The sequence below is a fragment of the Rhizobium sp. FG113 genome, assembly GCF_057809895.1.
In genome coordinates this window covers 14,412-28,449 of sequence record NZ_JBMDKV010000030.1, presented here as the reverse complement: position 1 = coordinate 28,449, position 14,038 = coordinate 14,412, and the positions used below count along the sequence as shown (strand labels likewise).

At 59.3% G+C, this 14,038-nt stretch carries 12 protein-coding genes and 1 pseudogene; 12 read left to right on the top strand and 1 reads right to left on the bottom strand.

What is annotated here, in order from left to right; all coding sequences use genetic code 11:
* The first annotated feature begins 46 nt into the window (after positions 1 to 46).
* From ACODTZ_RS33750 to fhuB (ACODTZ_RS33700), 11 genes and pseudogenes are all read left to right on the top strand, one after another.
* The gene (locus tag ACODTZ_RS33750; protein WP_489031425.1) at positions 47 to 937 is read left to right on the top strand and encodes an alpha/beta hydrolase; all 891 of its coding nucleotides are present in this window, start codon (positions 47 to 49) and stop codon (positions 935 to 937) included.
* A gap of 57 nt (positions 938 to 994) precedes the next feature.
* On the top strand, positions 995 to 1,771 hold the full coding sequence (locus ACODTZ_RS33745) for an ABC transporter ATP-binding protein (protein ID WP_489031449.1): 777 nt from the start codon (positions 995 to 997) through the stop codon (positions 1,769 to 1,771).
* A gap of 13 nt (positions 1,772 to 1,784) precedes the next feature.
* The gene (locus tag ACODTZ_RS33740) at positions 1,785 to 2,666 is read left to right on the top strand and encodes an iron-siderophore ABC transporter substrate-binding protein (RefSeq protein WP_489031423.1); all 882 of its coding nucleotides are present in this window, start codon (positions 1,785 to 1,787) and stop codon (positions 2,664 to 2,666) included.
* On the top strand, positions 2,663 to 4,630 hold the full coding sequence (gene fhuB / locus ACODTZ_RS33735) for a Fe(3+)-hydroxamate ABC transporter permease FhuB (RefSeq protein WP_489031421.1): 1,968 nt from the start codon (positions 2,663 to 2,665) through the stop codon (positions 4,628 to 4,630). The genes ACODTZ_RS33740 and fhuB (ACODTZ_RS33735) overlap by 4 nt, the downstream gene beginning before the upstream one ends.
* Before the next feature lie 51 nt (positions 4,631 to 4,681).
* A pseudogene (locus ACODTZ_RS33730) lies at positions 4,682 to 4,780 on the top strand (hypothetical protein); the annotation flags it as partial.
* 223 nt (positions 4,781 to 5,003) lie between these two features.
* Positions 5,004 to 5,762 carry a DJ-1/PfpI family protein gene (locus ACODTZ_RS33725; protein ID WP_489031419.1) on the top strand — a complete coding sequence of 253 codons (759 nt, stop codon included), beginning with the start codon at positions 5,004 to 5,006 and terminating at the stop codon, positions 5,760 to 5,762.
* Between the two features lie 305 nt (positions 5,763 to 6,067).
* Positions 6,068 to 6,679 (top strand): DUF1684 domain-containing protein, encoded by a 612-nt coding sequence (locus tag ACODTZ_RS33720; RefSeq protein ID WP_489031417.1) that lies wholly within the window; start codon positions 6,068 to 6,070, stop codon positions 6,677 to 6,679.
* A gap of 138 nt (positions 6,680 to 6,817) precedes the next feature.
* Positions 6,818 to 7,345 carry an RNA polymerase sigma factor gene (locus tag ACODTZ_RS33715; RefSeq protein ID WP_489031415.1) on the top strand — a complete coding sequence of 176 codons (528 nt, stop codon included), beginning with the start codon at positions 6,818 to 6,820 and terminating at the stop codon, positions 7,343 to 7,345.
* A 26-nt stretch (positions 7,346 to 7,371) separates the two neighbouring features.
* Positions 7,372 to 9,453, top strand: coding sequence for a TonB-dependent siderophore receptor (locus ACODTZ_RS33710; RefSeq protein ID WP_489031413.1), 2,082 nt, complete (start codon positions 7,372 to 7,374; stop codon positions 9,451 to 9,453).
* 77 nt (positions 9,454 to 9,530) lie between these two features.
* Positions 9,531 to 10,340 carry an ABC transporter substrate-binding protein gene (locus ACODTZ_RS33705; protein WP_489031411.1) on the top strand — a complete coding sequence of 270 codons (810 nt, stop codon included), beginning with the start codon at positions 9,531 to 9,533 and terminating at the stop codon, positions 10,338 to 10,340.
* Between the two features lie 10 nt (positions 10,341 to 10,350).
* The gene (gene fhuB / locus ACODTZ_RS33700) at positions 10,351 to 12,309 is read left to right on the top strand and encodes a Fe(3+)-hydroxamate ABC transporter permease FhuB (protein WP_489031409.1); all 1,959 of its coding nucleotides are present in this window, start codon (positions 10,351 to 10,353) and stop codon (positions 12,307 to 12,309) included.
* A 393-nt stretch (positions 12,310 to 12,702) separates the two neighbouring features.
* Here the strand turns inward: fhuB (ACODTZ_RS33700) and ACODTZ_RS33695 are convergent, their stop codons facing one another.
* Positions 12,703 to 13,446 carry a GntR family transcriptional regulator gene (locus tag ACODTZ_RS33695; RefSeq protein ID WP_489031407.1) on the bottom strand — a complete coding sequence of 248 codons (744 nt, stop codon included), beginning with the start codon at positions 13,444 to 13,446 and terminating at the stop codon, positions 12,703 to 12,705.
* Positions 13,447 to 13,543: 97 nt separating this feature from the next.
* Here ACODTZ_RS33695 and ACODTZ_RS33690 point away from each other — a divergent pair, with 97 nt between their 5' ends.
* Positions 13,544 to 14,035, top strand: a complete 492-nt coding sequence (locus ACODTZ_RS33690) for a hypothetical protein (RefSeq protein WP_489031405.1) — start codon at positions 13,544 to 13,546, stop codon at positions 14,033 to 14,035.
* The last annotated feature ends 3 nt before the right edge of the window (positions 14,036 to 14,038 follow it).

The window sequence follows — 14,038 nt, the reverse complement described above, 5'->3', positions numbered from 1 at the left end:
GCATTGCAACCACTTGTCGATCGACCAAGCGATAATCGGAATGACTATGACTGATCAAGCCTACGCCTTGCCCGGAACAGTTCATTTCGACCTTGAGCCAACCGACGGTGGCGACCCATACCGCATCTTCCTGTTCATACCAAAAGGCGAGCCGCCCGTCGGCGGCTGGCCTCTTTTGGTCACGACCGACGGCAATGCGACATTCCCCTTCGCTTTCGCCAGCTTGGTGACGCAAGCCCCTTACCCGACTGGAACCAACGTCAACTGGGGGGTTGTTGCCGCGATCGGCTACCCCTGCGAGGAACCTTATGATGCCTTCCGGAGGGCTTGGGACCTTGGTCCTCCACCGATCAAATCCTATCCGCCCTATTTCGAGGGAGGACCGCCGGTCCGTATTGGCGGGACCCGGCAACTCGTCGACTTCATCGAGCACCGCCTCTTCCCGCGGCTCGACGCGATCACGCGCATCGATCGAACGCGCAGGTCGCTGTTCGGCCATTCGTTCGGCGGGCTTTTCACGCTTTATACCCTTTTCGAACGGCCGAGCCTTTTCACCAACTGGATTGCCGCAAGTCCAACAATCTATTGGGAGGCAAGCGAAATCCTGAACAACGAGGCCGCACGGCAGCCCATCGTTGGCCCAGCCGTTTTCCTTCATCTGTCTGCCGGCGAGTACGAAGGCGATGAGCTCGCTCCCTTCCAGTATCGCAACGACGACGCTGCTTCCCGCGCGGAGAAACGCAAGACCGAACGCACGGTCGCGCTCGCACGGGAAATGGCGGATCGGCTGCATGATCCCGCCACGGGTATTCAGACGCAGTTCGAGCTCTTCGCGGGACAGACGCACATGTCCGTGCTCGGGCCAGCCGTCAATCGAGCCGTTGGTATCGCGTTTGAAAGCGGCCGTACGGACGACAATCAACCGTCGGCCCGATAGTCAATGAAAAAGGGAAACACCTTGACCTCGCTAGAACCCGCGCAAGCGGTCACCCAAATGGTAGCGGCGTTCGACGTCAGAGGCGTTGGGCTTTCCATCCAGGACAACATCATCCTGTCCAACGTCAGCCTTGAATTCCCCGCAGGCGAAGTCGTGGCTCTGGTCGGGCACAATGGATCAGGCAAATCCAGCCTTTTGAAGATTCTTGGGCGCCAACAGTCGCCCACCTCAGGAACTGTTACCTGTAGCGGCCACGCACTCGATCACTATGGCGACCGCGACTTTGCGCGGGCGGTCGCTTATTTGCCGCAAGATCTGAGCACGGGTCTTGAGATGACAGTTCGCGAGCTTGTCGGTTGCGGGCGCTATCCGTGGCATGGCGCCCTCGGCCGTTTTTCCGAGATCGACAAGGCCAAGGTTGATGCCGCCCTTGCAGCAACACACATAGAGATGCTTGCCGAACGCCTCGTCGGCACCCTGTCCGGCGGCGAACGGCAACGCGCTTGGATCGCAATGCTGGTCGCTCAGGATGCTCGCTGTCTGCTCCTCGACGAACCCACCGCAGCACTCGACATCGCCCACCAGATCGAGGTTCTTTCACTCGTCCGGCGTCTGGCACATGAAGGCGGGCGAAGCGTGGTGATCGTCCTTCACGATATCAACATGGCAGCGCGCTTCTGTGATCGGATCCATGCTCTGAACCATGGTCACGTGGTTGCCAGCGGCACGCCGGCCGACATACTCGTGCCCGAGACGCTACATGACATCTATGGGATCGACATGAACGTTATCGCCGCGCCCGATTTGAACCACCCACTTGCCTATGCCTGCTAGGCCCGGTGGTTTGATGCCCATCTCGCGAAGGACCTTCCTGCAATATGCGGCTGCGATGGCAGCCACGTCCACGCCGGTATTCGCTCAAGCGCCGGACCAAAGAATCGTCAGTCTCGACTATGGCCTGTCATCGACGCTTCTTTCACTCGGTCTACCGCCGGTCGGCATTTCCGATCTCGCGGACTGGGGTCGGTGGGTGGTCGAGCCTGTCATGCCGGATTCCGTCGTCGATATCGGCAGCTCCTTCGAGGTGAATTTCGAAATCCTGCTCCAACTGAAACCCGATATCATCTTGACGACGCCCTACCTCGACGAATTGCTGCCCAGGCTGAAGCCTTATGGAAGGATCGTGCGCCTGGAGATATTCACGCCTGATAGTGGACCTGCTCTTCAGTCGGCGATATCGGGGACGCACAAGCTTTCGGTGGAAATTGGACGGGAGAAGGAAGCTGAGGCATTCCTGGCGCGTTCAGAGGCGTTCTTTGATCGTTGCCGCGAGCGACTGGCAGGTAAAAACATCCCGCCGATCGCTTTGGTGAACTTCATGGACGCGCGTCACGTCCGCATCTATTCAAATCCCGGACTGTTTCATGGTGTGTTCGAGCGGCTAGGCGTCAGGAACGCATGGACGAGGGAATCGAACTATTGGGGGTTCGAAACCATCGGCATCGAAGATCTCGCCAAGATCACCGACCCGGATGCCCGGCTCGTGGCTTTCGATCCCGTCCCGCCAGACGTCCTTCCCAAACTTGCGGAAAGCCCTCTATGGAACCGGCTTCCATTTGCTCGTCCCGGACACCTATCGATCCTTCCGGCGGCCCTGATGTTCGGGATGGTGAATGAAGCCATCCGATTTGCCGGTCTTCTGGCTGATCTCCTGGAGCGCGACGCATGAACATTTCTCGTCGAGACGTCCTCGGGCCGGCACTCGTGGTCATCATCTTTCTGATCGTTGGAGGCTCTGCATCCCTGTTGCTCGTCACCCCTTCCCTGAGGGCGCCTTCCGAGGCAAGCTACGACGCGACACGGCTGGTGCTCTATTACTCGACCCTACCCCGTCTTGCGACAGCGATCCTTGCGGGTGCAGCACTTGCCTTGGCGGGTGCGCTGTTCCAGCAGGTGCTGCGCAATCCGCTCGCAGATCCGACAACACTTGGCGTGTCGGCGGGCGCCAACCTCGCCTTGGTGGTGGCGTCGCTCTTCATCCCGGGACTGCTTGGAGCCAACCGCGATCTCGTCGCCCTGGCGGGGAGCGCGGCTGCCGCAGCTATTGTTCTCAGCCTTGGCGCGCGGCGTGGGTTTTCGCCCTATTCCCTCGTGCTGTCAGGGCTGGTGCTTAGTCTATGGTGCGGCGGCCTCTCCGCCATCCTGACCTATCTCAATCAGCGCTACCTTGCGAGCCTCTTCATTTGGGGAAGCGGGTCACTGTCCCAGCAGAGCTGGGTCATACCGTTGTCCCTGTTCTGGAAGATGGCGGTGGTGGCGGTTATTTGCGCCTTGATCGTAAGGCCGCTGTCTCTGCTAGATCTCGGCGACAACAGTTCAGCATCCCTCGGCGTCCGGGTGGGCCGGCTTCGTGTCATCGCCATCGGCTGCGCCGTGGCCCTTTCGGCCTTCGTCACCAGTGCCATAGGTGTGATCAGCTTTATCGGCCTGGTCGCGCCGACGCTCTCGCGACTGTCGGGCGCGCGGCGTCCCGGACAGTTGATCTTCTGGTCTCCACTGATCGGAGGCAGCCTTCTTTTCTGTGCCGACGCTGTGCTCCAGCTGGTTGCGGGCGGACTTGGGGACTTCCTACCGACGGGCGCGGTCACGGCGATCTTCGGGTCCCCCCTGCTGTTGGCGCTTTTACCCCGGCTGAAAATCCGTCACCGGATCCAACAGTCCGCCGTCTGGAACAGACCCAGACGTACCAGCACAGCGACATCAATCGCCTTTGTCGCGGTTGGACTGCTTCTGGCCGTTGGTGTGAGCATGATCGTGGGACGCGGTATTGATGGCAGCCTTTCAATTCTTTCCGGTGATATATCATCGGACATCCTCGCCATTCGAGCGCCAAAGGTTTTTGCGGCTTTGGCTTCAGGCGCAATGCTCGCGGTCGCAGGTTCGATCCTCCAACGGCTCACCGGCAACGAAATGTCGAGCCCCGAGGTTCTCGGCATCAGCGCTGGATCAACATTCGGTGTTGCCATCGGACTGTTTGCCGTCGCGCCGGGCCTGTTTGGCCAGTTTACCTTCGCGGTCGCTGGCGCGATCGGTGTGCTTGCCGTCATTTTCTTGAGCTCGCGCCGATCCGGCTTTTCTCCCGAACGCGTCCTGCTTGCCGGGATCGCGCTGAGCGCGATGGTCGATGCAGTCGTCGGCGTCTTGAGCTCCACCGGCGATCCGAGAGCTGCACTTCTCATGCGATGGATGAGCGGCTCGACCTATCTCGTCGACGGGCCGACGGCCCTCGCGGAAATGGGCATCGGTATCGTGTTGATGACCATCGCGTTCTTTACCCGACGCTGGCTCGATATCCTCCCACTCGGGCCGTCGCCGACATCGGCTGTCGGCATATCATTGGCGCGATCGAGGCTTGTTCTCTTCGCATTGGCGGGCCTGATGACGGGCGCGGCAACGCTCACTGTCGGCCCCCTGTCATTCGTAGGATTGATGGGACCGCATCTGGCACGGGAGGCGGGCCTGACGCGTGCATTGCCGCAGATGATCGGCGCAGCCCTGATCGGCGGCGCGCTCATGGTGGTTGCCGATTTCCTGGGACGCACGCTCGTATCGCCCTATCAAATCCCGGCCGGACTGGTTTCCGCGATGATCGGTGCGCCATTCCTGATGTTCATGATGCGGAAGAGAGCCTAAGTCAGGCACCGCAAAATGATCCTACGTTGCGTCTTAACACGCAGGCGCGATGCGCTCGGGTTTGCGGCAATTTCCGCGATGGACCAAGCGCTTTGGGATATCACCCGCAAGGCCGCCGGTCTGCCGGTCTACATGCTGCTGATCAGGCATGGCTTGTCAAAATACGAGCGACCTTGACGTAAACAGCCACGTCTCCAAGGCACGGATCCAAGGTTCGATCCCATCAAGAAAAACATCTGTGTCTTTACGCTGCGACAATTTGATCACGCGCCGCACGTTGAAGATCATCCTACTAGTTGGTAGATTAGATGTGTCGTCATCGCGGCTTGATGCAAGATTGCTGACAAGCAGTCCCGCAAAAGAGGCTGCTATCGTGGAGATTACAAAAATGGTGAGATTGTTTATCCTTTGGATTGGGCTCGTTCTGTCCGTCGGCAGCGCTTCTGCCCAAACACTGACAACCGAAATGCCAAACCCCGAGACAGGTAGAGCCGTGAGTGAACATGCTACCGTGAAAAGCAAGAGGATTGGCATCGTTGTCTTTCCGGAATTCGAAACCCTTGACGTATTCGGCCCCATCCAGATGTGGGGGCGACTGCCTGATCATGAGGTCGTTCTGGTCGCCCAGAAGGCCGGTCCCGTGCGCTCAGCGCAAGGCGTAGAAGCAGTTGCGACATATTCGTTCGAGAATGCTCCGCAGTTCGACATTCTTATGGTCCCAGGCGGCATCGGAACACGCCAAGAGGTGAACAATCAGGAGATACTCGACTTTGTGCGCAAACAGGATCAAGGGACGACTTTGACAACGTCTGTCTGCACGGGCGCTGCAATCCTGGCCAAGGCAGGCCTGCTTGACGGCCACAAGGCAACCACCAACAAGCTGGCTTTCAGCTGGGCGACGAGCCAGAGCACCAAGGTCAATTGGGTGGGCCATGCGCGTTGGGTGGAAGACGGAAAGTACATCACCTCGTCAGGTGTCTCGGCAGGCACCGACATGTCGCTTGCGGTGGTCGAAAAGATATACGGACGCGAAGCGGCCGATCAAAGCGCGAATTTCGCTGAATATACATGGAACGACAAAGCAGACCACGACCCGTTTGCCGTTGATGCGGTGCCAGGCTCGAAGAAATGAAAATCCGTCCATTTAGCATGACATGACGGGCTATTCGCTAACGTCAACAGGAGCAGTTAAATCCAGATTTTCCGGTTGTTTGACGTCGGTCGGAAATGGCCGTTATCATATCTGAGATTGGCTGCTCCTGAGCTTTCTCTTTCCAAGGCCTCTTAGAGACCAGCATCCGGCGGCTACTTTGGTTAAGCTGCCACGCGATGTATAGGGGCCAAATTTACAGATTGCCACAATCCCCGAGGCTGAGGGAGCGGCACGCGCGCTGCAGTACGCGAGCGTGCATAAGCGGTCGAACGAGGAGACATGAAGTGAGCGAAGCGGAACAATTGTGGGATTGGCGTCAGAAAATCGCTAACCTCTACTATGAGATACGTTCCAATCCCGACCCGGAAGCCGCATGGCGGATTTGGTGCGACACCCGCAAAACGCTATTTCGCACCCATCCTCAATCGCCCATTGAGCCGGCGGATCGTCAGGCTTTTGCGGGGCCGGTGACATTTCCTTACGACCCAGCGCTTCGTCTCACCGTGCGGATGGCTCCGGCGCATCCCGAGCGCATGACTGTTTCGACGGGAGCCGACGGGGCGGTGTCGATGCGTGCCTTTGCGCGCACGCAAGGGCTGCAAACCAAATTTGGTGGCGAATTGACGCTCTACTGGATTGAAGGTTACGGCGGCGGCGTTTTCCTGCCGTTCACGGACGCAACCTCGGGCAAGGAAACCTATGGAGGCGGCCGTTACCTCTTCGATACGATCAAGGGCGCGGATCTCGGGAATGTCCGGACGGACGGTACGTTGCTGCTTGACTTCAACTTCTCTTATTTTCCCTCCTGTGCATACTCTTCTCGCTATGTATGCCCGTTGTCGCCTTCAGCCAATGCCCTGAAAAGCGCGCTTCGAGCTGGGGAGAGACATCGCTAACTATCTCGCCAGCGACCAACCGGCTTTGCATCAAAAGCTACCGCAGGCTAGTTGCAAAATAGCCGCGCATGAAAAATATGAATTTCATAATCAACTTTAATATTGCGCCGTTCCGCTCTTGGATGCTAGCAGCGTCCTATGACCAGCGCTCACCGTCCTGAAATTCTTGATACGTTTCTTCACGTGCGAACGCGCCTTTCGGCTGTCATCTACCGGCGAGTGAAATGCTCGGCAACGACCGCGGACCTGTTGCAGGACACATTCCTTCGATTTTGGGAGCGGCGGTCGTTGTTGCGAGAGGTCGCTGACCTGGCTGGATACTTCATGACGACCGGTCGCAATCTCGCCGTGGACCATGAGCGGCGGAAAAGGATCGCGCCCTTCGTTGACGGCATCGATGGATTGGAGGGAGTATCCGATCCCTCTCCATCCGTCGAGCAGATAGCGATCGGGGTGCAGGAACTGAGACGTATCTCCGCGATCATTGACAACATGCCGCCCCGCGCCAAGCAGGTCTTCCTCATGTCTCGTATCGACGGCCTCACCTATGTGGAGATCGGGAGCCACCTGAAGCCGGGCTGTCGCGACTCCTGGCAGGGACGGGCCTCTCCTACCGCTTCTCATCAGCGAATACAGTCGTTCTGGTCAATCCGGCCGGAGGAATAAGCGTCGCCCCCTCCGATGGTTCAACCGTGTTGCAGCCAATCAGCGTGACCGGCGAACAAGCGCTCGGCCCCGTCGACGGCATTGTCGCCAGACAGAGCGCGACCGGAACCAAGACCGACACGTCGCTCAAGGAGACGCCGCAGGCCATCAATGTCGTCACCAAGGATCAGATGACGGCACAGGGGTCTGCGACGCTGACGCAGGCACTGCGCTATACGCCGGGCGTCATCAGCCAGTACGGCGACGATTCTCGCTATGACTGGTTCACCATCCGCGGTTTTCGCCCGGGCCGTTATCTCGACGGTCTCCGCTTGCCGTTCGGCTCGCGTGGCTATGCGCAGCCGCGCGTGGAACCCTACAGCCTCGAGCGAGCGGAAGTCCTGAAGGGCCCCTCGTCCGTGCTCTATGGCCAAGGCGAGCCGGGTGGCTTGATCAACATGGTGTCGAAGCGACCGAGCGCGACGGCCAAGAACGAGGTCGAACTGCAGCTAGGGACCGACAACCGCGTCCAGACGGCTTTCGATCTCGGCGGCCCTGTGAACGGTGACGATGCATTCCTCTACCGCATCGTTGGCGTTGGCCGCATCACCGATACGCAGTACGATTTCGTCAAGGAACGGAAGGCCTACATCGCGCCGTCGTTCACGTTCCAACCGGACGACGCGACATCGCTGACGATTCATGCCGACTATCAGAAGATCTATTCTCCCGGTGGCGGCGGCGCGCCGGCGCTGATCGCAAACGGAACGCTCTACACAAACATCTATCCCGAGTTGCCGCGTAGCACATTCCCCGGCGAACCCGGCTACGACTATTACAAGAGCGACCAGGCCTCGGTCGGCTACGAATTCGAGCACGAGTTCGATGATACGTGGACGGTTCGCCAGAACCTGCGTTACTCCTACATCGGAACCGACACCCAGCGCGTTCAGCCCGCTTGCATCTTTGCCTGCAGCCCGACGGGATTCGATCGATACGCCTGGGCCTTTCCGGAAAGCGCTCGCACCGTCACCGTCGATAATCAGGCGATTGCGAAGTTCTCCACCGGTGCGCTTGACCACACCGCTCTCTTTGGGCTCGATTACTCGTATGAGAGCAGCCGCTACGAAGAATCCACCCTCAGGTTCATTCCTGCGCCATTCAATGGCTACGACCCGGTTTACGGCGCCACTACCATTACACGTCCCGCTATTGCGACGAGAATCGATCAGCATCGTAGCCAGCTCGGCATCTATGCTCAGGACCAGATTGAATGGGACCGTTTCGCGTTTTCCATCGGCGGTCGCTATGATTGGGCCAACACCGACACCCGGACGCGGACAAGTACGTCCAATACGCTTGTCGATCAGAACGACGGACGCTTCACCTGGAAGACGGGCCTCGTCTACAACTTCGACAATGGAATTTCACCATACGCGGGCTACTCGACGTCCTTCAACCCTGCCAGCGGCACCGATCGTCTCGGAAATGTGTTCAATCCGACCACGGGCGAACAGTTCGAAGTCGGCGTGAAATACCAGCCTGATGGCATGAACAGCTTCGTTACGCTGTCTGCATATCACCTCACCCAGGACAACGTACTGTCTCCCGATCCGCTCAACACCAATTTCCGGGTTCAGACAGGCCAAGTCACCATGAAGGGCGTTGAGGTCGAAGGCAAAGCCGAGCTGAACGATGCCTTCTCGGTAATTGCGTCCTATGCCTATACCGACAGCGAAATCACTAAGGACAATCCGAATGCTGCAGGCGTCAGCAACGAAGGCAACCGCTTCGCCTTCGTTCCGCGCCACCAGGCGTCCGTCTGGCTGGACTACGCCTTGCAGAGCTCGACCAATTGGGATGGCCTGAGCGTTGGCGCAGGCGCGCGCTACACCGGTCAGACATTCGGCGACAACGCAAACAACTTCGACATCCCGAGCTATACCGTCTTCGACGCCGCCGTGCGCTACGACTTCGGCAAAGCGAATCCGAAGCTCGAAGGCCTGAAGGCGTCGCTCAACGTCAGCAACCTGTTCGACCGCAAATATGTATCGACCTGCATTGCCGCGACCGGGTGCTACTGGGGCGAAGGACGCACCGTCTACGCCACCTTGAAATATAGCTGGTGACGTTGACAAAGCCTCGACACACGCGTCCCGTTCAACTGACGCGGCGGCAATTTGCCGCCGCGTTCGGTGCGTTTATGATGCCGCGTATCGCTTGGGCTGAACGCCCTTCTCCCAAGATCGCTGTCCTGGACTGGGGCTGGGCGGAAAGCCTGCTTGCGATCGACGTCGCGCCGCAGTCGGTCGCGGAGGCTCCGCTCTATGGCGACCGTGTTGTCGTGCCGGCGCTTCCGAAAGACACGATCGATCTCGGTCTTCGTTCGTGGCCCAACATGGAACTGCTGAGGTCGCTACAGCCCGACCTGATCTTGTCGCAGGCCAATTACGGCGTCTCTCAAGCACGATTACAAGACATCGCGCCAACCATGGCGCTGCCACTTTATACGGCCGAGCAACAGCCCTTGCGGCGATCGCACGAGGCTTTGGTCGCGATCGGTGAGCGTATCGGCCGCTCCCCCGCAGCCGAAGCCTTCCTTGATCGCAGCTACGCAAGGCTTGCCGCCATCAAGACGGAGATGACTGCCTATGACGGACGCAAACTCCTGATCGTCAAATTCACCGATGACCGCGTGATCGACATCTATGGCGCCGGAAGCCTGTTCGACGACGTGCTTGCAAAGATCGGCATCGCAAACGCCTGGAACGAACCCACCAACAATTGGGGTTTTGCGACCACCGGCCTCGACGCCATCGCCCGATACCCTGAGGCGCGGCTGCTGATCATCGAACCCGGTCCGCCCGATGCGTTCCTGAGAAGCGCGCTTTGGCGATCGCTACCTGCGGTGCAGCGCGGCGATGTCGCCACCATTCCGCCCACTTGGGTGTTCGGGGCATTCCCATCAGCAATGCGATTTGCCGAAGTTCTTCGAAAGGCCCTTGGTTTTGCATAGAAACCAATTCTTGACGCCCGCCCGCGTGTACTGGCTGGCCATGACCCTGGCGCTCGCCTTCTGCGCCCTGGGACAACTGAGATATGTTTCGCCGGCTCACTTTCTCGACGCGTTCTTCCATCCAGATAGCGCCTCGTTCGGTCAGACCTATGTTCATTTCTCCCTTCTGCCTCGCATTGTCGTTGCTTTGCTTGCCGGGACAGCGCTCGGGTTTACGGGCACGATCTTTCAGCAAATACTGAAAAATCCACTGGCGGAGCCGTCGACACTCGGCGTGCTCTCGGGCGCTCAACTGGCAATAACATTGGTATCTCTCGCTCTTGCTGGCGTCTCCGCTGAACAGCGAGAACTCGCCGGCGTGAGCGGCGCGTTGGCTGCCGTCGCGCTCGTCTGCGGACTTTCATACAGAAGCGGGTTCGCGCCGGTCACCCTGCTGTTGTCGGGAATGATCGTGAGCTTTGCAGCTGGCTCCGCGTCTGTGATGATGGCGTTATTCCACCACGAGTATCTGCGAAGCGTGTTCATCTGGGGAAGCGGCTCGCTTATCCAGAACGACTTTTGCAATGCCACCGCGCTTTCATGGCGGATGCTGGTGCTGATCCCCGCGCTCCTGCTTTTCGTTCGGCCGCTCGCGATCGCTGGGCTTGATGATGCAGGCGCTCGAAGCCTCGGTATATCTCCTTCGAAACTACGCCTGGCCGTCCTCTTTCTGGCGACAGTGCTGTCGGCGATGGTCGTTGCCCGGATTGGCGTGATCGCGTTTATTGGCTTGGCCGCCCCTCACATCGCGCGGCTTGCCGGCGCCCGGACACTGCCGCAAAGGCTTCTCTGGGGAGCGTTGATAGGCGGCGCCGTGCTACTGATGGCGGATGGTACCGTGCTGATCATCACCCCCTTCATCGGAGAGGTGCCGACAGGAACGATAACCGCACTCGCCGGTGCGCTTGCGATGCTTTTTATGCTGCGCGAAGTGCCACCGGCCCCATTCCAGGCAAGCACCGAGGGTGCCCGCCACGCCATGGCCCCGATCGGGCAAAATCTCGCGCTGCCGCTGTCTGTCGTGTTAATGGTCGTCGTCGCTGGCCTGTCGCTGACCGAGCATGTCTTTTCCAATGACGTCGACCTGTCGGTTCTCGTGCAGGGCCGTTGGCCGCGTGTTCTCACATCCGCGTCCGCGGGAGGCATGCTGGCCTTGGCAGGAGCCGTGCTGCAGGCGGTTGCCAGAAACCCGATGGCCAGTCCGGAGGGTTTGGGCGTCAGCGGCGGTGCTGGCTTGGGCATCATCGCAGCCCTGTTTCTCGGCGGCATGAGTTCACCGATCATGCCCTTGGCGGGCGGCATCATCGGCGCGCTCCTTGCACTGGCCATAATCCTCTTTGTCGCCAAGCATCACGATTTCGCGCCCGGCCCAGTGATGCTTGCAGGCGTCGCGGTAGGCGCGTTGGTCACGTCAGTCATTTCCGTCATCGTCGCCAGTGGCGATCCGCGCGCAACATACGTTCTCGCATGGACGATGGGACCGACGTTCCGCGCCACCGGCGTGGTCGCAATCATCGCCGCGCTCATTTTACTCGTCGCACTTTTGCTTTCGCCCCTGTTCCGGCGTTGGATCGAGATCCTGCCGATGGGCGACGCGCTCGCGCGATCGATCGGCATGCATCCAGTGCGCATTCGCGCAACGCTCTTGTTGTTTTCCGCAACGTTGACTGCAGCCGCTACGCTCATTGTCGGGCCACTTAGCTTTGTCGGCCTCATGGCTCCACACAAGGCGCGGATGACGCACCCACGGGGACCCGGATCGTTCATGCTGATGTCGAGCGTCATCGGAGGGCTGCTGATGATGCTCGCAGACTGGATCGGCCGAAGCGTCGACTTTCCTTATGAAATCCCCGCTGGCGTTCTGGCGGCATTTATTGGATGCCCGTATTTTATCCTCTTGGTTTTCCGACAAGGCGCCAAAAGTAGATAAGGAGACCGGCGCCGCCGCAGGCCCGGTTCTCACACTTTGAAAGGAATCGAACCATCGGATCCCTTGATTACAGCCGTTGAAGCATGTTGCCGGCCGGCATCATCGCCGACTATCTTCAGATTGCTCAGATCAGCTCCCCAAATCTCTGGCATCAACAATTTAAGCTCTTGCTCCAATTTTCGCGGAGAGTTCAGGCTATACATGCCCGCACCGCGATGGACGCGGGATCGCTGCCGAGCGATATTCCGGTTGAGATCGAGGCAGTGTTCGACGTATCACGAGACTGAATGTAAACGATCATCCAGCACGCTAGCGATAACACTCCAGTGAACCCATAGTCGACCGGAGAGAACGCCCTCCAGCCATGATGAACGCAGATCCGGTGCGTTGCGGCTACGGATGCCGCATTAGCCTCGAAACATAGGTGAAGCGGTCCCCCGGATGGATGCTGATTGAAGCGAGCACGAGTTCACTGGTTCCCAGGAAATAGCGGCGGGTGATTTCCAGCGCGTGGCCGTCGACTGGCGCCTTCAACGCTTCGGCATATTGGGCCGGAACGCCGACGCCGCGAAGTGCTTGCTCCACCTGCGAGATAGAGCGGCCGGCAGCCTCCTCCACCAGTTCTGAGACCGCTCCCACGTGCAGCGCCATGCGGTCCGACACGAAGCTTGCATATCGCCTGTCGACGTATACGTCGGTCCAGCAGATGGGCGGCGCGGTGTTCACAAGCTTGTCGACACGGCGGTAGGAGATCTTTAGCCACTTCGAACCGGGATTGGTCTGCAGGCGGGTCGCGAGACTATCATCCAGCACGATCTGCTCAAACGTAAGACCGTCCCGTAGCGTGTTGGCGGCATATTGAACGATGGCTTCGATCGAGCTCAAGGTCTGCGAAAAGCCTTCACCCGATGTCAACGGCTGAGACGCCTCGATGCGCGTGCCGAGGCTCGGTCGCCGTGACACCATGCCAAGTTTCTGCAATTCGCCAAGCGCGGCGCGGACCGTCGAGCGGCTGACGCCCAATGCTTCGGCCAAGGCGGGCTCGCTGGGTAGGGTCGACCCCACAGGGTAGACACCATTTGCGATGTCGAGAGACAGCTGTTGAGCGATCTCCGCATAACGCTTGCTTGCCTTCATTCGCCGAAAATCTCCATCTTTACTGAACGTTATAGGCGGCGCAGCCGGAGCAGACAAGTTCACTTGACTTTGTTCGGACAATAATGGAGGACTAACTATGTCAAGCACGGTATTCGACTCTCTGCTGTTCAGGGATATGTTCGGGACGGCCGCGATGCGCGCGGTCTTCAGCGATGAGGCTCTGGTTGGCCGCTATCTTGAGGCGGAAGCCGCACTCGCGCGCGCCCAGGTCGGTTTGGGCACCATTCCCGCTTCCGCCGGCGAGGCGATAGACGCCGCCGCGAAATCCATCAAAATCGACTATTACCGCCGCGCTAATCTGGACCTCACCGATGGCCTGATCGTGGCGGAAGCGGTGATGCTGGCGGCCGCTTCCAAGCTCGGCGGCCAGGATGCCTATGACGTCGTTTACGAGGCATGCCGCACGGCAATCGAGACCTCCGGCCGTCTCGCCGATGTCCTGAAGACCAAAGCGGAAGTCGTTAGCGCCCTCGGCGGAGACGACGCAATCGAACACGGCTGCGACCCCGCCAACTATCTCGGCCTCTGCGGCGAAATGGTTGATCGAGTGCTTGCAGGTCGCGGCTGAACA

What these genes read in the sequence shown, in the direction of transcription:
- ACODTZ_RS33740 (WP_489031423.1), top strand. Translation starts at nt 1,785, where the DNA reads ATGCCCATCTCGCGAAGGACCTTCCTGCAATATGCGGCTGCGATGGCA.
- ACODTZ_RS33705 (WP_489031411.1), top strand. Translation starts at nt 9,531, where the DNA reads ATGCCGCGTATCGCTTGGGCTGAACGCCCTTCTCCCAAGATCGCTGTC.
- fhuB (WP_489031421.1), top strand. Translation starts at nt 2,663, where the DNA reads ATGAACATTTCTCGTCGAGACGTCCTCGGGCCGGCACTCGTGGTCATC.
- ACODTZ_RS33745 (WP_489031449.1), top strand. Translation starts at nt 995, where the DNA reads ATGGTAGCGGCGTTCGACGTCAGAGGCGTTGGGCTTTCCATCCAGGAC.
- ACODTZ_RS33695 (WP_489031407.1), bottom strand. Translation starts at nt 13,446, where the DNA reads ATGAAGGCAAGCAAGCGTTATGCGGAGATCGCTCAACAGCTGTCTCTC.
- ACODTZ_RS33715 (WP_489031415.1), top strand. Translation starts at nt 6,818, where the DNA reads ATGACCAGCGCTCACCGTCCTGAAATTCTTGATACGTTTCTTCACGTG.
- ACODTZ_RS33690 (WP_489031405.1), top strand. Translation starts at nt 13,544, where the DNA reads ATGTCAAGCACGGTATTCGACTCTCTGCTGTTCAGGGATATGTTCGGG.
- ACODTZ_RS33750 (WP_489031425.1), top strand. Translation starts at nt 47, where the DNA reads ATGACTGATCAAGCCTACGCCTTGCCCGGAACAGTTCATTTCGACCTT.